This window comes from Bradyrhizobium sp. 18BD (genome assembly GCF_054185225.1).
The window spans coordinates 467,726-487,940 of sequence record NZ_JAVAYL010000002.1 but is presented as its reverse complement, the minus strand read 5'-3'; the positions used below and the strand labels follow the sequence as shown (position 1 = coordinate 487,940).

The 20,215-nt window shown below is 64.5% G+C and carries 19 protein-coding genes; 10 read left to right on the top strand and 9 right to left on the bottom strand.

Translation table 11 applies throughout. From position 1 onward, the window contains the following. The first annotated feature begins 32 nt into the window (after positions 1-32). A complete protein-coding gene (locus tag RAD16_RS05610) occupies positions 33-443 on the top strand; it encodes a HesB/IscA family protein (protein WP_194476088.1) in 411 nt (136 codons plus the stop codon). A 166-nt stretch (positions 444-609) separates the two neighbouring features. Next, the gene (locus RAD16_RS05605; protein WP_458156870.1) at positions 610-1,074 is read left to right on the top strand and encodes a TfoX/Sxy family protein; all 465 of its coding nucleotides are present in this window, start codon (positions 610-612) and stop codon (positions 1,072-1,074) included. A gap of 54 nt (positions 1,075-1,128) precedes the next feature. On the opposite strand, the gene fabA is transcribed toward RAD16_RS05605, so the two are convergent. The 3 genes from fabA to RAD16_RS05590 form a co-directional block, all read right to left on the bottom strand. Continuing rightward, positions 1,129-1,659 (bottom strand): bifunctional 3-hydroxydecanoyl-ACP dehydratase/trans-2-decenoyl-ACP isomerase, encoded by a 531-nt coding sequence (fabA, locus tag RAD16_RS05600; RefSeq protein WP_458156869.1) that lies wholly within the window; start codon positions 1,657-1,659, stop codon positions 1,129-1,131. A 232-nt stretch (positions 1,660-1,891) separates the two neighbouring features. After that, entirely contained in the window at positions 1,892-2,959 is a 1,068-nt protein-coding gene (locus tag RAD16_RS05595) for a GGDEF domain-containing protein (RefSeq protein ID WP_458156868.1), read from the bottom strand. 164 nt (positions 2,960-3,123) lie between these two features. After that, positions 3,124-4,644: a DEAD/DEAH box helicase gene (locus tag RAD16_RS05590; protein WP_458156867.1), complete on the bottom strand. Its 1,521-nt coding sequence runs from the start codon at positions 4,642-4,644 to the stop codon at positions 3,124-3,126. Between the two features lie 427 nt (positions 4,645-5,071). Between RAD16_RS05590 and RAD16_RS05585 the strand changes: the two genes are divergently transcribed. Beyond that, a complete protein-coding gene (locus tag RAD16_RS05585; RefSeq protein WP_458156866.1) occupies positions 5,072-6,943 on the top strand; it encodes an esterase/lipase family protein in 1,872 nt (623 codons plus the stop codon). 13 nt (positions 6,944-6,956) lie between these two features. Here RAD16_RS05585 and RAD16_RS05580 read toward each other — a convergent pair whose 3' ends face one another. Then, the gene (locus RAD16_RS05580) at positions 6,957-7,922 is read right to left on the bottom strand and encodes a helix-turn-helix transcriptional regulator (protein ID WP_458156865.1); all 966 of its coding nucleotides are present in this window, start codon (positions 7,920-7,922) and stop codon (positions 6,957-6,959) included. A gap of 200 nt (positions 7,923-8,122) precedes the next feature. Here RAD16_RS05580 and RAD16_RS05575 point away from each other — a divergent pair, with 200 nt between their 5' ends. Next, positions 8,123-9,640: a caspase family protein gene (locus RAD16_RS05575; protein WP_458156864.1), complete on the top strand. Its 1,518-nt coding sequence runs from the start codon at positions 8,123-8,125 to the stop codon at positions 9,638-9,640. A gap of 26 nt (positions 9,641-9,666) precedes the next feature. Here the strand turns inward: RAD16_RS05575 and RAD16_RS05570 are convergent, their stop codons facing one another. After that, positions 9,667-9,951 (bottom strand): hypothetical protein, encoded by a 285-nt coding sequence (locus tag RAD16_RS05570; protein WP_458156863.1) that lies wholly within the window; start codon positions 9,949-9,951, stop codon positions 9,667-9,669. A gap of 121 nt (positions 9,952-10,072) precedes the next feature. Here RAD16_RS05570 and RAD16_RS05565 point away from each other — a divergent pair, with 121 nt between their 5' ends. Together RAD16_RS05565 and RAD16_RS05560 are read left to right on the top strand one after the other, a co-directional pair. Beyond that, complete coding sequence (locus tag RAD16_RS05565; RefSeq protein WP_458156862.1) at positions 10,073-11,329, top strand: FAD-dependent oxidoreductase; 1,257 nt, start codon at positions 10,073-10,075, stop codon at positions 11,327-11,329. Between the two features lie 178 nt (positions 11,330-11,507). Then, positions 11,508-12,275: an outer membrane protein gene (locus RAD16_RS05560; protein ID WP_458156861.1), complete on the top strand. Its 768-nt coding sequence runs from the start codon at positions 11,508-11,510 to the stop codon at positions 12,273-12,275. A 101-nt stretch (positions 12,276-12,376) separates the two neighbouring features. Here RAD16_RS05560 and RAD16_RS05555 read toward each other — a convergent pair whose 3' ends face one another. Beyond that, a complete protein-coding gene (locus RAD16_RS05555) occupies positions 12,377-13,147 on the bottom strand; it encodes an SDR family NAD(P)-dependent oxidoreductase (RefSeq protein WP_458156860.1) in 771 nt (256 codons plus the stop codon). A gap of 21 nt (positions 13,148-13,168) precedes the next feature. After that, positions 13,169-13,354 carry a hypothetical protein gene (locus RAD16_RS05550; protein WP_458156859.1) on the bottom strand — a complete coding sequence of 62 codons (186 nt, stop codon included), beginning with the start codon at positions 13,352-13,354 and terminating at the stop codon, positions 13,169-13,171. Between the two features lie 142 nt (positions 13,355-13,496). Here RAD16_RS05550 and RAD16_RS05545 point away from each other — a divergent pair, with 142 nt between their 5' ends. Next, on the top strand, positions 13,497-14,135 hold the full coding sequence (locus tag RAD16_RS05545) for a hypothetical protein (RefSeq protein ID WP_458156858.1): 639 nt from the start codon (positions 13,497-13,499) through the stop codon (positions 14,133-14,135). A 72-nt stretch (positions 14,136-14,207) separates the two neighbouring features. Here the strand turns inward: RAD16_RS05545 and RAD16_RS05540 are convergent, their stop codons facing one another. Beyond that, positions 14,208-14,990 (bottom strand): outer membrane protein, encoded by a 783-nt coding sequence (locus RAD16_RS05540; RefSeq protein ID WP_458156857.1) that lies wholly within the window; start codon positions 14,988-14,990, stop codon positions 14,208-14,210. 427 nt (positions 14,991-15,417) lie between these two features. Beyond that, complete coding sequence (gene parE / locus RAD16_RS05535; RefSeq protein ID WP_458156856.1) at positions 15,418-17,463, bottom strand: DNA topoisomerase IV subunit B; 2,046 nt, start codon at positions 17,461-17,463, stop codon at positions 15,418-15,420. Between the two features lie 271 nt (positions 17,464-17,734). Between parE and RAD16_RS05530 the strand changes: the two genes are divergently transcribed. The 3 genes from RAD16_RS05530 (at position 17,735) to argC (ending at position 20,138) form a co-directional block, all read left to right on the top strand. Next, entirely contained in the window at positions 17,735-18,265 is a 531-nt protein-coding gene (locus RAD16_RS05530) for a DedA family protein (RefSeq protein ID WP_458156855.1), read from the top strand. Between the two features lie 224 nt (positions 18,266-18,489). Beyond that, positions 18,490-19,158, top strand: a complete 669-nt coding sequence (locus tag RAD16_RS05525) for an FMN-binding negative transcriptional regulator (RefSeq protein ID WP_458156854.1) — start codon at positions 18,490-18,492, stop codon at positions 19,156-19,158. Beyond that, positions 19,155-20,138: an N-acetyl-gamma-glutamyl-phosphate reductase gene (gene argC / locus RAD16_RS05520; RefSeq protein WP_458156853.1), complete on the top strand. Its 984-nt coding sequence runs from the start codon at positions 19,155-19,157 to the stop codon at positions 20,136-20,138. The genes RAD16_RS05525 and argC overlap by 4 nt, the downstream gene beginning before the upstream one ends. The last annotated feature ends 77 nt before the right edge of the window (positions 20,139-20,215 follow it).

Sequence of the window (20,215 nt, the reverse complement as noted above, 5' to 3'; positions counted from 1 at the left end):
GAATTCGCATCCCAACGGACCACATCACTGACATGACCCAGATTTCGTCAGGCTCGACCCCAGCATCCACTCCCAAGCCGCGGCGCCCGCGCCCGCAGGTGATGCGGCTGACGGACGCCGCTGCCCAGCGCATTACCGAGCTGACCCAGCGCGCCGACTCCGAGATCGTCGGCCTGCGCGTCGGGGTGAAGAACGGTGGCTGCGCCGGCCAGTCCTACACCGTCGAATACGCCCACGAGATCCGCCCGACCGACGAGGTCGTCGAGGACAAGGGCGTCAAGATCCTGGTCGACCCCAAGGCCGTGCTGTTCCTGCTCGGCACCGAGATGGACTATAAGGCCGACAAGATGCAGGCCCAGTTCGTGTTCAACAACCCCAACCAGATCTCCGCCTGCGGCTGCGGCGAGTCGGTCGAGCTGCGCCCGGCCAAGATCGACGGGTAGGCCGCCCAACGTTCCGCTCTCGTGTCCCGGACGCGCTGCGGTGCACTTGCGCTGCTGCGCAGAGCCGGGACCCACGCTATACTTTTAGTCGTAGAAGGACTGGGCCCCGGCTCAGCAGCGCACCGTTTCACGCTGCGCTGCGTCCGGGGCAGGAGAGAGCGCGCGTATGGACCGCGAATTCCTGATCGACCTGTTCGCCGATTTCGGCCCCGTCACCATCCGAAAGATGTTTTCCGGCTACGGCATCTCCGCCGACGGCATCAATTTCGCGCTGTCCCTGCGGGCCGGCCTGTTCTTCCGCGCCGACGAGGTGACCATTCCGGACTTCGAGGCTGAAGGCTCAAAGCCGTTTCAGTATTCGACCCGTGCCAAGACGGTGCTGGTGAACTCCTACTGGGAGCTGCCGGCACGCCTGTTCGACGATTCCCAGGAGCTTGCGCAATGGGCGAGGGCAGCGCTTGCCGCCGCCCAGCGCGCCAAGGTGAAGAAGGGCCCGAAGGGGAAGAGGGCGGCGAAGCCTGCGAAGAAAGTTGCGCCGAAGAAGTCTGTTGCGAAGAAGGCAGCCAAGAACGCAATCAAGACAACGGTGCGTAGGGTGGGCAAAGCGAAGCGTGCCCACCGTTCGAAATAATCATGCCGAGATCGTGGGCACGGCGCTACGCGCGTTTGCCCACCCTACGGGACCTCAATCCGCGGCCTTGGTCAGGCCGACCCGCAGATCCTTCGCGGTGAAGACGCAGACACCGTCCGCCAGCACACGCCCGTCGGCAATTCCGAGCACCAGCTTGCCGCGGCGGACCATGCGCATGGAGACCTCGTAGCGCACGCAGCGCGTCTCCGGCGTGACAAATCCCGTGGCCTCGACTTCGCCGACACCGATGGCGCGGCCTTTGCCGGGTGAGCCCGACCAGCCCAACCAGTAGCCGATCATCTGCCACATCGCATCAAGGCCGAGGCTTCCGGGCATCATCGCGTCACCGCGAAAGTGGCAATCGAAGAACCAGTGCCCCGGTACGATGTCGAGCTCGCCGACGATATGGCCCTTGCCGAACGCGCCGCCGTCCAGGCTGATCTCGGTGATGCGATCCATCATCAGCATCGGCGGGGCTGGCAATTGCGCGTTGCCCGGGCCGAAATAGCCGCCTTCGCTCGATCTCAGCAGATCGTCCTTGCTGTAGGACGGTTGCGGCGTGTGAAAGTCATGGGGATTGGGCACGGCGACAAGTCCTTTGCGGGCTCGGGTGCAGGCGGCCAATGTTGTCGCGTCAGATGTCGTTCGCCACGGAAGAATGTCAAGCGACGGTGCCGTAGGGTGGGCAAAGCGGCTCGTCCGCCGTAGCTCGCAGAGCGAAGGCGGAGCGTGCCCGCCAACGACATCGACCTGTCGGAAGCATTGCCGTGGGCACGGCGCTACGCGCCTTTGCCACCTTACGGCAGTCGGTGAAAAGCTACGCCACCCGCCCGTGCGACTCGATCGCGAATTCCGGGTCGGCCTCACAGATCACGCGGTTGCGGCCGTTGCGTTTGGCGGCGTAGAGGCAGGCATCGGCGCGCTCGATCAGCGCGTCGGTGTCGTCGCCCGGCTTGAGCATGGAGACGCCGACGGAGATGGTGACGCGGCCGAGGATCTCGCCGGTGGACTTCTTCTTCAATTCCTTCGCCATCACGGCGCGGCGGATGTGATCGGCCACCGTGAGGGCCTGGCGCAGTGCGGTGTTGGGCAGCACGACCGCAAACTCCTCGCCGCCATAGCGCGCGGTGATGTCCTGGCCCTTGATGGTCTGCTTCAAGGACAGGCCGACGAGCCGCAGCACCTGGTCGCCGGTGAGATGGCCGTAGGAATCGTTGAACGACTTGAAGTGGTCGATGTCGAACAGCAGCAGCGACAGCGGCTCGCCCGAGGCCAGCGCGCTCTGCACGGCCGTGCCGATCATGCGATCGAAATATTTGCGGTTGCCGAGGCCCGTGAGCGGATCGGTCAGGCTCTCGGCGCGGATCGCCTCGAGGCTCTGCTGCAGATTGCTGATCTCGTTCTTGGACAGCGTCAGGCGGTCTTCCAGCGCCTTGTTGGTCTCGCGCATCTCGCTGGTGGAGCGCAGCAGCGTCTCGACGATCGACTTGATCTGGTCGCGGCTCTTGGCGGACGACAGTTTCGCGGTCGCGCCCGACAGGCTCGCATCGTAGGCGCCGGTCATGCCGAGCGCTTCGCCGAGCACCTTCATCACGTCGTCGATCTCGCCGATGACGCGTGCGCCGACCTTGTCGATGCGGTCGGTGGTCTTGATGTGGGAGAGATAGGTCTCGTAGATCTGCTCGAGATCGCCTTCGGTCAGCTTGCCGTGACGCGCCAGCGTCTCGTTGATGATCTTGTTGAGCGGCGCGTTGTAGCCGGTGGCGTAGACGTACCAGATCTCGTAATTGCGGGGAATTGCAGTCTGACGGAGCGATCGGATCTGGCCGAGTGCAACTTCGGCGAACGCCATCGTGCGTTCGTGTTCGTCGAGGACCTTGACCACGGAACATACCCCACAACGATCGACGCGCCGTCGATCGCAGCAATGCTTAAATTATGTTCGCAGGCTAACGGACGTTCGTGAACGGCCAGTAAATATACGGTCGCCAATGTATCATAAAAAGTGTGGGTCGCCTCCGCTCAACCGAGCCGAGGCACCTCGCAGCATCAGGCGCCGGCGGGAGACGAACGCACGGGCCGGAGCAGGAATGCCGGCAGGTGCGAATGATCGCCCGGCTCGGTATCGACCTCGCGCTGGCGGCGCGGCTCGGGACGGCCGATCGAAGGGACATGCGAATTGTTGGTCTGCTGGCGCGCGCCGCCGCGGCGCGACTCGCCTGCGTGCTTCTCTTCGGAGCGATGCCGCGCCTCAGCGGGCTGTCTTGCTTCGGAGGAGTGCCGGGCCTCGGAAGAATGCCTTGCCTCGCCACGCGTTTCGCGCGGCTCGTGGCTGCGCTCACGGTCGCGGCCGCGCGGCGGCTTGCCGCGTCCGCCGCGGGAGCGCTCACGGCCGCGCTGCTCGCGCGGACGCTCGGCTGCATCGCCGGCCTCAGCATGGACTTCGTAGTCGCCTTCGGCGCGCGGAATGCTCTGGCCGATCAGCTTTTCGATCGCCACCATCGACTTCTGGTCGAGCGGCGTCACGATCGAGATCGCGGTGCCGGTCCGGCCGGCGCGACCGGTGCGGCCGATGCGGTGGACATAGTCGTCGGCGTGGTGGGGAACGTCGAAATTGAAGACGTGGCTGACCTCGGGAATGTCGAGGCCGCGGGCGGCGACGTCGGAGGCGACGAGGAGCGGGAGCTCACCCTTGCGGAACTGGTCCAGCGCCGCCATGCGGGCCGGCTGGTCCATGTCGCCATGCAGGGCGCCGACGCTGAAGCCGTGCTTCTGAAGTGACTTGTGAACGATCGCGACCTCGCGCTTGCGATTGCAGAAGATGATCGCGTTCTTGAGATCCTTGGCCTCGCGCAGCAGGCGGCGGAGCAGCTCACGCTTCTCGTGCGCCTCGCGTCCGGCGGGCACCTGGGCCTGCGTCACGGTGACGGCGGTGGTGGCGGGGCGGGAGACTTCGACCTTCTGCGGGTTGTGCAGGAAGGCTTCGGTGATGCGCCGGATTTCCGGGGGCATGGTCGCGGTGAAGAACAGGGTCTGCCGCGTGAAGGGGACGAGCTTGCAGATGCGCTCGATGTCGGGAATGAAGCCCATGTCCAGCATGCGGTCGGCTTCGTCGATGACGAGCAGCTCCACGCCGGTGAGCAAGAGGCCGCCGCGCTCGGTGTGGTCGAGCAGGCGGCCCGGGGTGGCGATCAGCACGTCGACGCCGCGCATCAGCTTGGCATCCTGGTCGCCGAAGGAGACGCCTCCGATCAGGAGGGCGACGTTGAGTTTTTGGCCGGCGCCGTAGCGGTCGAAGTTTTCCTTCACCTGCGCCGCGAGCTCGCGGGTCGGCTCGAGGATCAGCGTGCGCGGCATGCGCGCCCGGGCGCGACCCTTTTCGAGGATGGTGAGCATCGGCAGCACGAAGGCTGCGGTCTTGCCGGTGCCGGTCTGGGCGATGCCGAGCACGTCCTTGCGTGCGAGGACGTGGGGGATCGCCTGTTCCTGAATGGGGGTGGGGTTGGTGTAACCGGTGGCCGCCACTGCGGCGAGGACTTTTTCGGACAGTCCGAGATCTGAAAAGGACATTGAGCCTCTGGTCGAAACCGCCGTTCGGAATCGAGGGTAATAAGGCTGTCGCGTTCCACCCCGAAACGGCGCGCTCTCAAAGAAGCTGGGGGTGCTGACTCACGCGAACAAAGCGCAAGGCTCAGGAATCGCTCTTCGATCTGAGCCGCGTCGACCCGGAACATAGGCGGGAATTGGCCAAAGTCAATGGAGCAGGCGCGGGAAGACCCTAAAAACCCTGAGGTTTTTGCCCAAATCACGGGCGTGGCGGGGCTTTTTCGCCCGGTCTGGGGCAAGTCGCCGGTGATCCAGGGCCCCGGAGCCAGGGCGCCCTCGCGCGGAATTGTTCCACCTCCCAACTTCGCCTCCGGGTTGAGGCTGGTTAAACTCGCAGCCATCGTTGAAGCGGCGCCGGCATTTCGGATATTATGGAGCGGGGGAGACGAACATGAGGCTGCTCAAGTTCATCCGTGGTCCGCTCTTCGTAGCCGCGATGCTGGCGTCAGGGCACGGTGCCGGTGCCGATTCGGTCGGCCTTCGCCCTCTCCCCTCGGGGAGCGAGATTCGGGCCGCCATCGAGCAACTGCCGGCCCCGCAAAAATCGGTCATGCAAGCGGCCGCCGCTGAAACCTTTCCACTGTTTATCTTTGTCCCGGGGATCATGGGGTCGCGTCTGACCAAGACGCTGCCGGATGGCAAGACAGCCGTGATCTGGGGGCGCGCGGACGGAGTCTTCTCGAAGCCCAACAAGCTGCTTCTGTATGACGAAGCGGACAAGGTCGCCGCTGAGCCGTTGGAGGATTACTACGTCTTCAACAACGCATTCGACGTCTACGGAAGAGCCGTTGCCAAGCTCTCGTTCCTGGATCTTTCCGCCGGCAACAGCGTACGCAAGTTCGGCTACGATTGGCGCCAGCCAAATGGCAAGAGCGCGACGAAGTTTGCAGCATGGATGTGTGACAACAAGGCCGAGTTCGCGACGCGGCCTCTGGTCATCATTGCGCACAGCATGGGCGGACTGGTCGTCAAGTCGTGGCTGAAGGACATCTACGAATCGTCGGGATGCGCGTCTGGGGAAACGTTTGCCAATTGGGCGAAGATCAAGCGCATCATCTTCGTGGGAACGCCGCACTATGGAGCGCCGAAGGCGATCACTGCGTTCGCCGACAATTATTCGCTTTTCGTTGATCGCGACGACAGCACGTTCAATGCGGTCCTCGGATACGCAGATGCGACGACCTTCTCGAAGTCGCTGAACGCCTTTGGCGCAACCTTCCCAAGCGCCTATGAATTGCTGCCGATCGTCAACACGAACAAATGCTTCGCCGACCCCAAATGGCCATCGCAAGTTTTTGTCAAAGCGACGAACGGCACCACGTCCTCGCAGATCGACCTGTTCGAACCCAGCACGTGGAAGCTGCTTGGCTGGCCCAGGACGATCGATCCGTCGATCAATCGGGCTGATTTCGTGGATAAGCAATTGCCCAAGCTGTTGAGCTCCGCCCGTGATTTCGCCTGCGGCATCAGCCACTACCGGCCCGAGCAGAAGTTCGATGTGGTCTGGCTTTCGGGAATGCGTCGCAAGACCATTTGCGAGGTGACGATCAACCAGCCGGCGACCTTGAACGAGGCAGCGACGATCGACACGAAGCTGTGCGACGACGGCGACGGAACAGTGCCGAAATGGATCGCGTCGGAGCGCATGTACTCCACGGCGAATGCGTCTCGATCGACCGGTGAGGGGCATCTTCACCTGGTCGGATCGGACGAATTCATGGATTATCTAGACGACTATCGCGATGAGTTACATCGCGAGATGCAACGGAAATTCGCCGCCAAGACCGGAAATGTCGACGGCCTCGTCACGCTTTACGCGTCCTTGCATGCCGCCGTTCCCTCGCTCCCGGGTGACCCGAATGATGTGACGGTTCGAACGACCCAGGGTGTGCTGGCGGCGCTGAACGTCCAGCCGGACGATCTCCTCGCGAGGGCCACGGCGGAAAAGAATCCGCTTGCGCGCGCCAACGCGTACCGCTTGTTCGCTGACGTTGCGCAGAAAGACGACCAGCGTCGGGCGTGGGCGTTCAACAATTCGGCGCACATCTACCTCAAGCGAAACGATTCCGCGTCAGCGTTCAGTTTCGGGAAGCGTGCGCTGGCGGCCGGCGCGGCAAGCAATGCGGGCAATGACTTGATGCGGAAATCCGGATCAATTTCTGCCTATGCTGCCGAGCAGCTTGGCGAATGGGATTCCGCCAAGTCGCTGCGGGACCTTTCGGCGGGAAGAGTTGACTACCTCGCGATCCAGGGGAAGATCTAGCCGAATTCCCCCGTCAGCGCCCCTCGGACCCCCGGGCCCGGAAGTCGCCGGGGGCCATGCCGTAGGCGGCGTTGAAGACCCGGTAATAGGTCGCCAGGCTCTCGAAGCCGCAGGAGGTCGCGATGTCGGCGATAAGCCGGTCCGGCGCCTCGCGCATCAGGCGGCGGCTCTGCTTCAGCCGCTCGTCCGTCACGGTCTGTGAGAAGCTCTTCTCGGCGGTCTCGAACAGCATGTGCAGGTGACGCACGGAGACGGCGAGCTGGTCGGCCACCATCGTCGGCGCCAAATCCGGGTTCTGGAGATGGCGCGCGATCAGGCGCCGCGCCTGCGAGAGGCGGGCGGTCCGCAGCGCCCCCTGTCCGCGCCGGCTGCCGGGCCGCAGGATGCCGCGCTCGATCAGGGCCAGATGGGCCAGGGCCTGGACCAGGGAGGTCGCGTCCGTGACCCCGTCCTCCGCCGCGGCGGCCTCGCCGAGGTCAGCAAAGCAGGCGCTGAGCAGGGGCGCCAGGGTGGGATCGTCGAACGTCCGGGGCACAAGCTCGCGCACCCGCTTGTCCTGGGTGGGGAGGGCGCTGACGGGGATTTTCAGGATCCGCAGGTGGAAGCCGCCGGAGCCGAGCGGCGCGGTGCGATAAGGCAGGTCGGTATGGCTGGTGGCGAAGCTGCCATTGGCGATCGCGAAGTCGCTGGCGCGCATGCCGCCGAACCAGCCGCCGCTGCCGAGCTGCTGGTAGACGCAGATGGCGTCGCCGGGCGCGTAGGCGATGTCGGAAGTGCTGCGCTCGACCGTGTAGTGCGAGGCCTTCAGCTCGACGAGGCCGCCGCCGGCGAGCTGGCGCAGCGAGAATTCACCATAGAAGTCGCCGCGCCGTTCGCGTTCGAGCTCGGCAGTGACACCGAACAGGCCCTTGGAGCGGACCTCACGCCAATAGTCGAAGCGGTCGTGAGGTTCGACTTCGTCGGTACACCAGCGATACACGGCAGCCCCCGCTTGCAGCGCAATGGCCCTAGAAGAAGCAGATTCCGAGGGAATCTGCCATAGGCCTGACAATGGAACCGGACGTTTCGGCCTTGAACCGTCGGTATGGCTGGGCCGACTATCACATCAGCGGCAGCGGGTTCCATGAACCCCGGTTCGAGAGGACTGGCGGAGCGCCTTTCTGCAACGGGATTTTTACGATGACGCGTCGGCTTTTCAGAATTCTGGCGGCTCTTGGCCTCGTTGCGGGCCTGAGCGGCCTCGCGCTTCCTGCCCATGCCGAAAAGCGCGTCGCGCTCGTCGTGGGCAATAACGACTACAGGAACGTCCCGAAGCTGCTGAAGGCCGTCAACGATGCCCGCACCATGGGCGACACGCTGAAGCAGCTCGGCTTCTCGGTGATGGTCGCCGAGAACCAGAACCGCCAGCAATTCTCCGAGACGCTGCTCGCGTTCGACCGGGCGATCGAGCCCGGCGACACCGCGTTCTTCTTCTACGCCGGCCACGGCTTCGAGATCGCGGGCCAGAACTATCTGTTGCCGACCGACGTGCCGGCGGCGACCGAAGGGCAGGAAGAGCTGGTGCGCGACGCCTCGATCCTGGCCGACCGCATCGTCGAGCGCCTCCAGAACAAGAAGGCGCGGACCTCCATCCTGGTGTTCGATGCCTGCCGCAACAATCCGTTCGAACGATCAGGCACCCGCGCGGTCGCGGGCGGCGGCGGGCTCGCGCCGATGGTGCAACTGCCCGAGGGCGTGTTCTCGGTGTTCTCGGCCGGTCCCCGCCAGACCGCGCTCGATCGTCTCTCCAACGACGATGCCAATCCCAATTCGGTGTTCACGCGCACGTTCGCCAAGGAGCTGCTGCAGCCCGGCGAGAACCTCGTGCAGGTGGCGCAGCGCACCCGCCGTCTCGTCAGCGAGATGGCCGACACCGTCAAGCACCGGCAGGTGCCGGTCTATTTCGACCAGATGGTCGACGACGTCTTCCTCAGCGGCACCGCGAAGGATGCCGCCGCGCGTCCCGCCGATCTGCCGCCGCCGCAGAAGCTCGCGGCGCTGCCGCCGGTCTCCGTGCCGCGCGTGCCGAAGGAGGAAACCGCCAATGCGCCGATCGCCAGCTTCTCCCGCCATAATGGTGGCTGGAGCGTGGTGTTCTCCTTCGCCGACCCGACGCTCGGCATCTCCTGGCGCATGGCCGGCAGCGGCGATTTCCGCGAAACCGGCTTCATCGACACGCTCGATCCGCGCACGCGCAAGCGGATGCCGAACCCGTCGATCGAGCTGCCGCCGGATGCGCAGGCCGGCACCATCGAGGTCCGCTATGTCGACCAGGCCGGCGACATGCAGGGGCCGTTCCCGATCAAGTTCGATCCCGAGGCCGCGCTGATCCGCGACCAGCGCAAGATCCTCGACATGACCGCGACGAGCTGGCTGTCGTTCCGCGAGTTCAACGGGCTGCTGGTCTACTACACCCATCTGGTCTCGTATCGCTGCGCCATCCGTGAGGTGCGGATCGGGATCGACAGCGCCGTGCCCAACCAGGTGCTGAAGATGCCGGGCTGCGACATGCGTGATCCCAGCGCGATCAGTGCCGGCATGCCGCTCTACATGAAGCTCAACCCGGCCACGCAGTTCATTTCGGTGGAGCTGACCTATCGCGACGGCAGCGTGTCGGAGATCAAGAGCTTTCGCACGGCGAATCGCAGCAACAATTGAGCTGCCGGCAAGGCGCGCCGCGCACGCTACTCGCGGCGCTTCCTGATCATGCGCTTGATGGAATCGACAGCTTCGATCAGGGGCGGCGCCAGCGAGAAGAACGCGCCCATCGCAATCGAGATGATGACGTGGCGCAGCAGCAGCTTCTCCTGCTCCTCGAACGGATAGCCGTTCTGGTCGATCGGAACCGGCGCAAGCGTTCCCGTCTGCCGCGGACTTAGCTTCCGCGGCTTGCGCGGCGGGATCATGATCACGACGAAAAGCACGTTGATCAGTAGCCAGACGCCGAGCAGTATGAGGATCGTCCGCACCGCGATTTCCCTGAAATCAAGCGAAGTCTGCTGCGACGCTAACGGCCATTCACAACTGCTGCAAATGAATCCTGCTTGCTGCACTGCACAGAAAACTTAAGTCGTAAACAAGGATCCGGCCGTGAAACCCGATACGTCACAATCTTCGGCGGCATCCTCCGTGAAAGTCCGGTGCTGCGTCGTCGGCGGCGGGCCTGCCGGCATGATGCTCGGCTACCTCCTGGGCCGCGCCGGCATCGATGTCGTGGTCCTGGAGAAGCATGCGGATTTTTTCCGCGACTTTCGCGGCGATACCGTGCATCCCTCGACGCTCGAGGTGATGGACGAGCTCGGCCTGATCGACGGGTTCCTGAAGCTGCCGCATCAGCGCCTGCAGAAGATGGACGGCCTGTTCGGCGGCACGCCGGTGCGGATCGCGGATCTGAGTCGGCTCCATACCAAATACCCGTTCATCGCCTTCATGCCGCAATGGGATTTTCTGAATTTCCTGCGCGAGGCCGGCCAGCGCTTTGCGTCGTTGAAGGTGATGATGAACACGGAGGCCGTCGACCTGATCCGCCGCGGCGAGACCATCGCCGGCGTTCGGGCAAGGATGCCGGACGGCATCGTCGCCATCGAGGCCGATCTCACCATTGCCTGCGACGGCCGCCATCCGACCGTGCGCGAGCGCGCGGGTCTCGCGGTCGAGGAGATTGGCGCGCCGATGGACGTGCTCTGGTTCCGCGTCGGCCGCAAGGCGGACGAGACCGAGAACCTGTTCGCGCGCATCGAGCCGGGCAAGATGATGGTCACCTTCGATCGCGGCGACTATTGGCAATGCGCCTATGTCATCGCCAAGGGACAGTATGAGGCGGTGAAGGCGAGGGGCTTGCAGGCGCTGCTCGACGAGGTCGCGCGGATGGCGCCGGTACTCCGGAGCGGCATTGCCGACGTGAAGAGTTTTGACGACGTCAAGCTTCTGACCGTCGCGATCAATCGCATGCCGCGCTGGACGCAGCCCGGATTGCTCTGCATCGGCGACGCCGCGCATGCGATGTCGCCGGTCGGCGGCGTCGGCGTCAATCTCGCCGTGCAGGATGCGGTCGCGACTGCGAACCTGCTCGCCGACAAGCTTGCGCACGGCTGCCCATCCGAGGCCGAGCTCGATGCCGTGCGCCGCCGCCGCGAATTCCCGGTGAAGATGACGCAGGCCATGCAAGTGGTGGTGCAGAACAACATCATCAGCGGCGCCTTGCAGGGCGGCGAGCGGCCGCTGAAGGTGCCGCTGGTCCTGCGCCTCATCACCGCGCTGCCGTGGCTGCAGGGCATTCCGGCGCGCCTGCTTGCGCTCGGCGTGCGGCCCGAGCACGTGCATGCGAAGGCCGCGCAAAGCTCGTAGTTCAGCACTTCGGTAGGGATAATGCGGCGTTAAGTGGCGCGCGGCGCGTTGCGTGCGCGCAACAGCGCCAACGGATTCAAGGCTGCAATAAGCCAATCCGGCGTCTTAACTTTCTTCATTCAAATTTGAGTAAGAACTGCGTGTGAGCGTGCACCCATCAAAGGACACGGGATGTACCATGCGTAACAAATTGATTGCCGCCTTCGCTTGCACGACCGCTCTGGTTTCGACGGGTGCTGCCTCCGCCGCCGATCTCGGCGCGCGCTACACGAAGGCGCCCGCTTACGTCGAGCCGCTGTTCAACTGGACCGGCTTCTATGTCGGCGGCCATATCGGTGGCGCATGGACCAATGAACAGTTCATCAACAACGGCACGGGCGCTCCGTTCGGCGATCTTCTTCCGGGCCAGGGCTATCGCCAGCGCGGCTCGGGCATCATGGGCGGCGCCCAGATCGGCTACAACTGGCAGGCCAACAATTACGTGTTCGGCATGGAAGGCACCATCTCCGGCCTCGACAACAAGGGCACGGTCGTCAACACCGTGTTCGGTGCCGGTGACGACATCTTCACCTGGCGTGCGAACGTGCTGGCGACCGTCGTCGGCCGCGCCGGCTTCGCCGTGCAGAACAATCTGTTCTACATCAAGGGCGGCTATGCCGGCGTCAACAACCGTCTCAACGTCAGCGACACCGTTGCTCCGGCGACGGGCTCGGGCGGTCAGACCCACTGGGCCAACGGCTGGACCGTCGGCGCCGGCTGGGAATACGGCATCACCCGCAACTGGATCGTCGGCCTCGAATACAATTACGCGGCCTTCGGCGGCCAGACCTATCAGCTCGGCGGCACCTCGGGGAACTACACCTTCGATGCCAAGCCACGCGACATCCAGTGGGCCGTCGTCCGCGCGAGCTACAAGTTCGACGCGCCGGTCATTGCCCGCTACTGAGTGCGTCAACGAACGACCAAGCAAGCGACAAGAAACGATCACTGCCAAAACTCAAAAGCCCCGGCGCAGGCCGGGGCTTTTTTCATGCGCGGAGAGGCGCCCTACGCCATCACCGAGAACCCGCCGTCGACGGGGATCGCGGTGCCCGTGACGAAGTTCGAGGCGGGCGAGGCGAGAAACACCGCGATGCCGGCGAAATCGTCGATGTCGCCCCAGCGTCCCGCCGGCGTGCGCGCCAGCACGCGCTCGTGCAGGCCCGACACCTGTTTCCGCGCGCCGCGGGTGAGGTCGGTGTCGATCCAGCCCGGCAGGATGGCGTTGACCTGGATGTTGTCGGGCGCCCACGCATTGGCGCAGGCGCGCGTGTACTGCACGATGCCGCCCTTGCTCGCCGCATAGGCCGTCGCGAAGCTCGCACCGAAGATCGACATCATCGATCCGATGTTGATCACCTTGCCGTTGCCGGACGCCTTCAGCGCCGGATAGGCCAGCTTCGAGCAGACGAAGGCGCTGGTGAGATTGGTGTCGATCACCTTGTTCCACTCGTCGAGCTCGAGCTCGTGCGGCGGCTTGCGGATGCTCATGCCGGCGTTGTTGATGAGGATGTCGATCCGGCCGAGCTCCTTCACCACGCGGTCGATCATGGCCGCGACCGCGGCCTTGTCGGTGACGTCGGTGGTGACGGAAATCGCCTTGACGCCGCGCGCCTTCAGATCGGCGACGGCGGCGGCCGACTTGGTTTCGTTGCGTCCGACCACGGCGATATCGGCGCCGGCGTCGGCGAGGCCGTGCGCCAGCCCGAGACCGATGCCGCCATTGCCTCCTGTGACGATCGCGACCTTGCCGCGGAGATCGAACCGGTTGGATGTCATGCTTGCACTTCCTGGTTTCTTCTATTGGTTGCTCTGCCAGATCAGCACCAGCCCGAAGCCGGCCATGGCGGCGCCATAGCCGGCCCATTGCAACTGGTTGACCATGAAGCTCGATCGCGGCCAGGCGACGATACCCGTGCCCTGTCCGATCCAGAGCAGTCCGACGGCGAGGGCAAACAGGCCTGCGATCAGCAGAAATCTGCGCATGCGTTCCTCCCCATCGGTCTGCCTCTGTCGCGCCCCGGCATCAAAGATTGCCGCGACCACGAGAACTTATGGCCAGACTAGCCGTAGCTTCGGTTCGGATACAATGGCTCCGGATGCAGGGCCGCCGGGAGGACGCATGTCCATGCGCAAGACCGTCCTGGGGAGCGCGGCTGCGGCTGCGGTTGCGCTGGTCGTGGCCTATGCCGTCATTCCCCGTCATGCGGATCTGCGGGCGTTCGATCCGGCCGGGATGGCACGGCTGGAGACCGCGATGTGGCGCGACTATTACGACAAGCGCTATGCCGCGCTGTTCTACCATCTCTACGAATCGACGCGGACGCAGTTCGGCTTCTCACCGCTTCAGAGCCTGCATATCGCGCTCAGCGCGGCGGAGGCCGCCAGGACGTTCCAGCCGACGCACTCGCTCCTGGAGGCCGACATGGCTCTGCCGGCCCTCGTGACATACTACCAGGCGTTTGCGCTTGCTGCGCCCGTGACGTTCGACGCGGAGGAGGCGGCTCGCCTCGAGCTCGACTGGTGGCAGGCGCGTCGGGAGGCATCGGCTCCGCGCGACTACGGCCTGACCATCGCACGCGTGGCGGCGCTGACCTATGGCAAGAGCACAGACCATGCCGGTATCAGACAGTTCGGCCTCGCGCGGGCCGAAGCAATGGCTTATCGCGATGCGCGCGGTGAGGAGATCACTGATGCTGACTGGGCCGCCATCGAAACCCAGCTCGCTGGCGCCTATCGGACGCTAAGGGCGAGCGTCGCGCACTAACAAGGGCCTCACAACGAAAAAGCCCCGGCGGCTGCCGGGGCTTTGACATCTGAAAGTCGAGTGCAGATCAGATCAGTACTTCGCGACGACCGGACCGGTCCAGTTGAAGCGGTAGACCAGCGAGGTCGAGATCGTCTGGTTCCAGCTGTTGGCGCGGACGCTGTTGGCGAGCGGCAGGTTGCCGACGTCGGTCAGCTCGGTCTGGGTCTTGGCGTTGTAGAAGGCCGAACGATACTCGGTCTTCATGAACCAGCCGGGCGAGGAGATGCCGAAGATGTTCAGGCTGTTCTCGACGCCGCCGCCGACGAACCAACCGTTGCGGTTGTAGCTGCCGAGGTGAGCACCGACCGGCACGCCAGCCAGGGTCATGAAATTGGTCTGGCCGAAGTGAGCGCCGGAGTAACCGCCGTTGACGTAGGAGAGAACGTTCGGGGCGACCAGCCAGCCGAGGCGAACACCAGCGGCCCAGGAGTCTTCCAGCTTCTGGTTGCCGGTGATGCCGAACAGCGGATCCTGAACCGTGGAGCGGATGCTGCCGAACTGACCGTCAGCGAACACGCCGGCGACCCAGGTGCTGTTGAACTGCCAGTCGTAGCCGAGACCGACGGTGCCGAACCAGCCCGAACCACCTTGGCGCTGGGCAATGGTCAGCGGAACCGCGCCGACCGTCGACTGGATGGACTGGTCGGAGTTGGAGAGGCCACCGCCGCCACCGCCGAAGATGTAGAAGCCGGTCCAGTTGGCGACGGGCGCAGCAACCGGGGCCTTCACGTACGGACGGGCCGCCAGGTCAGCCGCCGAGGCCGAACCGGTCATCGCCGCAACCGCGGTCAGTGCGAGTACAATCTTCTTCATGATAAAATCCCCAACGTGGTCCGTAGCAGGCGCGAGCGCTCTGAAGTCCGTGTGATCTGATGCCCGGACTATAGACGTTTCCCGCCCAAATGCTGTTGCAGGGCAGGCACAGTCGCCGGAAAACGCCCTCTGGTCGTGGTTTCGGGTACCGTCGCCGAGTTCGTAAAAAGCATCGTAATATCAATATTTTGTATGAAATTCCGAGGTGCCCGCCTGGGTAAGTTTTCGTTAGGAAATCGCCTTTGTCCGAAATGGAGGCAATCCTGCCTCAGCCTTGGCTTGCCGGCAGGCCCCGTGAGTCGTTGGCCGAGTCGTGCCTTCGGGGAAGCGGATTTCCGCGGCTCAATCTTCGGTAAAGGCCTGAACGGTCACCACAAATGAAAAAGCCCCGGCCTCGGGCCGGGGCTTTTCAGCGGGAATCGCCGCTTCAGACGTCCAGCAGCTCCTCGCTGGCAAACTCGGCCTTGTCCGAGATGAAGGCGAAGCGTGCTTCAGCCTTGGTCCCCATCAGCCGCTCGACCGAATCGGCCGTGGTGTCGCGGTCGTCGGGCAGCAGGACCACCTTGAGCAGCGTCCGCTTGCCCGGGTCCATGGTGGTTTCCTTGAGCTGCGCCGGCATCATCTCGCCGAGGCCTTTGAAGCGGTTCACCTCGACCTTCGCATTGGCGTTGAACGCGCTCTTGATCAGCTCTTCCTTGTGCTTGTCGTCGCGCGCGTAGACCGACTTGGTGCCGTGAGTGAGCTTGTAGAGCGGCGGCACCGCGAGGAAGAGATGGCCTTCGTCGATCAGCTTCGGCATCTGCCGGTAGAAGAAGGTGATCAGCAGCGAGGCAATGTGCGCGCCGTCGACGTCGGCGTCGGTCATGATGATGATGCGCTGATAGCGCAGATCCTCTTCGCGATACTGCAAAAGCTGGCCGCAGCCGATCGCCTGCACCAGATCCGAGAGCTGGGCATTCGCCGTCAGCTTGTCCTTGCCGGCCGAGGCGACGTTGAGGATCTTGCCGCGCAGCGGCAGCACCGCTTGCGTCTTGCGATCACGCGCCTGCTTGGCGCTGCCGCCGGCCGAGTCGCCCTCGACGATGAACAGCTCGGAGCCTTCGGTGCCGGCATCCGTGCAGTCGGCGAGCTTGCCTGGCAGGCGCAACTTCTTGCCGGCTGTCTTGCGCGCGGTTTCCTTCTCCTGACGACGGCGCAGCCGCTCCTCGGCGCGGTCGATCACGAAGTCGAGCAGCCGGTTGGCCATGTTCGGATTGCCCGACAGCCAATGGTCGAACGGATCCTTCATCGCCTGCTCGACGATGCGCTGCGCCTCTGCGGTGGCGAGGCGGTCCTTGGTCTGGCCCTGGAATTCAGGCTCGCGCACGAACACGGACAACATCACGGCCGCGCCCACCATCACGTCTTCCGAGGTGATGGAGGAGGCGCGCTTGCCCTGACCGACGCGCTCGGCGTGATCCTTCAGGCCGCGCAGCAGCGCGCTGCGCAGGCCGGATTCGTGCGTACCGCCGTCGGGCGTCGGCACCGTGTTGGTGTAGGACGACAGGAAGCCGTCGGCATCCGCGGTCCAGGCCACGGCCCATTCGCAGGCGCCGTGCGCGCCGTTGCGGCCCGACTTGCCGGAGAAGATGTCGGGATGCACCAGCGTGTCGGCGTGGATCGCCGCCGCCAGATAATCCTTGAGGCCGCCGGGGAAGTGGAAGGTCGCTTCCGCAGGTACGTCCTCGATGCCCTTGAGCAAGTCGGGCGCGCAGTTCCAGCGGATCTCGACGCCGCCGAACAGATAGGCCTTCGAGCGCGTCATCTTGAACAGGCGCTGCGGCTTGAACGCGGCCTTGGCGCCGAAGATGTCGGTGTCGGGCTTGAAGCGCACGCGCGTGCCGCGGCGATTGTTGACCTTGCCGAGATCCTCGAGCTTGCCCTTGGGGTGCCCGCGCTCGAACGACATGCGGTAAAGCTTCTGGCTGCGCGCGACCTCGACCTCGAGCCGCGAGGAGAGGGCGTTCACCACGGAGATGCCGACGCCGTGCAGGCCGCCCGAGGTCTCGTAGACCTTGCTGTCGAACTTGCCGCCCGAGTGCAGCGTGCACATGATGACTTCGAGCGCCGACTTCTTCGGAAACTTCGGATGCGGATCGATCGGGATGCCGCGGCCGTTGTCGGTGACGGTGAGGAAGCCGTCCGCGCTGAGCTCCACGCCGATGAAGGTCGCGTGCCCGGCCAGCGCCTCGTCCATCGAGTTGTCGATGACTTCGGCAAAGAGGTGATGCAGCGCCTTCTCGTCGGTGCCGCCGATATACATGCCGGGCCGGCGCCGCACCGGTTCCAGGCCTTCGAGCACCTCGATGTCGGCCGCGGTGTAGTCGGCTTCGCCGCCGCTTCCGCGCGGCGCCGCCTTGGCGGGCGCGCGGGACTTCGACTCTTCGCCACCGAAAAAGTCGTCTTTTGCTTTTGGCTTCAATTGCTTGGACATATGTCTTGATGTGTTTTGAGGGCCGCGCGAGCGGCGAATCGGTTAGGCGGACTATGCCACGGCTCGCCTTGAAAGGTCACCGCGTCCCGGCCGGACGGCTGTGCGTGGTGGCCAATCCCGGCGATTTTACGCCGCAGGCCCACCAATTCCCGGCAATTTGACGCCTTGGCCCGGTTTGGGCCGGGCTTTGTGACTTGATGTCACACAAGTCCTTGGCTTACCAGTCTTTTTATCTGACAGGACCGTGACGGGGCGGGGAAGGCAATCTGGAATGGAGCAGTACGCGCACGCACTGGCCGAATTCGTGCGTGCTCACCAGGTTTGGGCGGCCCCGATCGTGTTCCTGCTCGCCTTCGGAGAGTCGCTGGCCTTCATCTCGCTGCTGATCCCGGCCTGGGGCGCGCTGGTCGCCATCGGCGCGCTGATCGGGGTGAGCGGCATCAGCTTCTACCCGGTCTGGATCGCCGGCGGCGTTGGGGCTGCGCTCGGCGACTGGGTCTCCTATTGGTTCGGCTATCGCTACAAGGAGCAGGTCGCCCAGATGTGGCCGCTCTCGCGCTATCCGGAACTGCTGCCCAAGGGCGAGGCCTTCGTGCGGAGCTGGGGCGTGCCCAGCATCTTCATCGGCCGCTTCTTCGGCCCCTTGCGCGCCTCGGTGCCGCTTGCCGCCGGCATCTTCGAGATGCCGTATTGGAGCTTCCAGGCCGCCAATTTCGTCTCGGCGCTGGTCTGGTCGGCCGCGCTGCTGCTGTTCGGCGACGTGATCGCGAAGCTGATGGAATGGATCTGGCGCCTGATCTGACGCCAAAACCTTGACGGGAACCGGATCTGGCCTTATAGCCGCGCGCCATGATCAACGCCGCGACCATCCTGTTCGCCCGTCGCCGCCGCCGCATCTTAGCGGTTTGGGCGGTCGATCGCGTTTGAGATCATCGTCTTTGCCGCTGGATCCGATCCGCGGCATTCTCTCTCCTGTCAGCGCGATCTGATCCGGCGGCCCCCGAGGAGGCCCAGCAGGAGACCACGATGTACACGCCACCCTTTTTCAAGCCGGATCGCGCCGCGAGCCTGAAATTCGCCGAAGAGCGCGGCTTCGGCACGATGTGCGCCTTCGACGGCCACAAGCCGATCGCCTCGCCGCTGCCGTTCTATTTGACCTATGCCGATGACGGCACGCCGCGGGCCGCCTTTCATGTCGCCCGTCACAATCCGCTGGTAAAGCTTGCGGACGGGGCGACGTCCTGGCTGCTCGCGGTCAACGGACCCGATGCCTATGTATCGCCGGACTGGTACGTCTCGCCGGATCAGGTGCCGACCTGGCTCTATCAGTCGGTCCATCTGACCGGACCGGTGAAGTTGTTGTCGGACGGTGAGCTGGCAGTGCAAATCGATACGCTCAGCGACAAGTTCGAGAGCTGGCTGCTGCCGAAGAAGCCGTGGACATCGGGCAAGATGACGGCGGGCCGGCTCGAGGCGCTGAAGAAGGGGATCGTGGGTCTGGTCATGACGGTTGAAGAGGTCGAAGGCAGCTTCAAGCTCAACCAGCACAAGTCCGACGCCGACTACACGGCGATCGCCAATGCGCTCGGCGTCCAGCCCGCCGCCGACGCCAGGGAAATCGCGCAACTGATGCAGGACGTGAGGCCCGACGCCTTCGCGGCCGAAACCAACAAGCTCGAAAGGAGCCTGCCATGAGCCTCACGGAAACCACCAAAGCCCCGTCCACCGGCGCAGCCAGGAAGCCCGCCACCATCTTCGTCGATGGCGGCTCCGGCACCACCGGGCTCGGCATCAACGAGCGGCTGAAGCTCCAGAACGACGTGGTCGTGAAGACGATCGCCGACGACAAGCGCAAGGATCTCGCCGCCAAGAAGGCGCTGATGGAGGAGGTCGATCTCGTCATCCTCTGTCTGCCGGACGACGCCGCAAAGGAAACGGTTGCGCTGGTCGACAGCATGGGCGCTGCGGGACCGAAGGTGCTGGACGCTTCGACCGCGTACCGGGTCGCGCCCGACTGGGCCTACGGCTTTCCGGAGATGACGCCGGACCAGGCCGGCAAGATCAAGGCCGCCAAGAAGGTCTCCAATCCCGGCTGCTATCCGACCGGCGGCATCGCACTGCTGCGGCCGATCGTCGATGCGGGTCTATTGCCCCCGGACTATCCCGTCACCGTCAACGCGGTGAGCGGCTATTCCGGCGGCGGCAAGTCGATGATTGCAAGCTTCGAGGGCGGCAGCGCGCCGTCCTTCGAGCTCTACGGCCTCGGCTTCGAGCACAAGCATCTGCCGGAGCTGCAGCTCTATTCGAACCTGACGCGGCGGCCGATCTTCATCCCCTCGGTCGGCAATTACCGGCAGGGCATGCTGGTGTCGGTGCCGCTCCAGCTCGACACGCTGCCGGGCAAGCCGGGCGGCGCCGATCTGCAGGCCGCGCTCGCCAAGCGCTATGCCGGCTCGAAGTATGTCTCGGTGATGCCGCTTCAGAACGAGGCATCGAAGGCCGGCCGGCTCGAGCCGGAAGCGCTCAACGAGACCAACATGCTCGAGCTCTACGTCTTCGCCAGCGACAAGTACCATCAGGCGGTGCTGGTCGCGCGGCTCGACAATCTCGGCAAGGGTGCCTCGGGCGCAGCAGTGCAGAACATGCGGCTGATGCTGGGACTTGCCGATCAGTAAAACAGTCTTGTGCTCCGGACGCAGCGCAGCACTTCTTCAGTGATGCGTTGCAGAGCCGGGGCACATACTTCTTGCTT

Bases quoted from the DNA above. Each gene is read 5' to 3' on its own strand.
- RAD16_RS05610 (WP_194476088.1), top strand. From the start codon at position 33: ATGACCCAGATTTCGTCAGGCTCGACCCCAGCATCCACTCCCAAGCCG.
- RAD16_RS05605 (WP_458156870.1), top strand. From the start codon at position 610: ATGGACCGCGAATTCCTGATCGACCTGTTCGCCGATTTCGGCCCCGTC.
- RAD16_RS05590 (WP_458156867.1), bottom strand. From the start codon at position 4,644: ATGTCCTTTTCAGATCTCGGACTGTCCGAAAAAGTCCTCGCCGCAGTG.
- RAD16_RS05585 (WP_458156866.1), top strand. From the start codon at position 5,072: ATGAGGCTGCTCAAGTTCATCCGTGGTCCGCTCTTCGTAGCCGCGATG.
- RAD16_RS05575 (WP_458156864.1), top strand. From the start codon at position 8,123: ATGACGCGTCGGCTTTTCAGAATTCTGGCGGCTCTTGGCCTCGTTGCG.
- RAD16_RS05560 (WP_458156861.1), top strand. From the start codon at position 11,508: ATGCGTAACAAATTGATTGCCGCCTTCGCTTGCACGACCGCTCTGGTT.
- RAD16_RS05555 (WP_458156860.1), bottom strand. From the start codon at position 13,147: ATGACATCCAACCGGTTCGATCTCCGCGGCAAGGTCGCGATCGTCACA.
- RAD16_RS05550 (WP_458156859.1), bottom strand. From the start codon at position 13,354: ATGCGCAGATTTCTGCTGATCGCAGGCCTGTTTGCCCTCGCCGTCGGA.
- RAD16_RS05545 (WP_458156858.1), top strand. From the start codon at position 13,497: ATGCGCAAGACCGTCCTGGGGAGCGCGGCTGCGGCTGCGGTTGCGCTG.
- RAD16_RS05540 (WP_458156857.1), bottom strand. From the start codon at position 14,990: ATGAAGAAGATTGTACTCGCACTGACCGCGGTTGCGGCGATGACCGGT.
- parE (WP_458156856.1), bottom strand. From the start codon at position 17,463: ATGTCCAAGCAATTGAAGCCAAAAGCAAAAGACGACTTTTTCGGTGGC.
- RAD16_RS05530 (WP_458156855.1), top strand. From the start codon at position 17,735: ATGGAGCAGTACGCGCACGCACTGGCCGAATTCGTGCGTGCTCACCAG.
- RAD16_RS05525 (WP_458156854.1), top strand. From the start codon at position 18,490: ATGTACACGCCACCCTTTTTCAAGCCGGATCGCGCCGCGAGCCTGAAA.
- argC (WP_458156853.1), top strand. From the start codon at position 19,155: ATGAGCCTCACGGAAACCACCAAAGCCCCGTCCACCGGCGCAGCCAGG.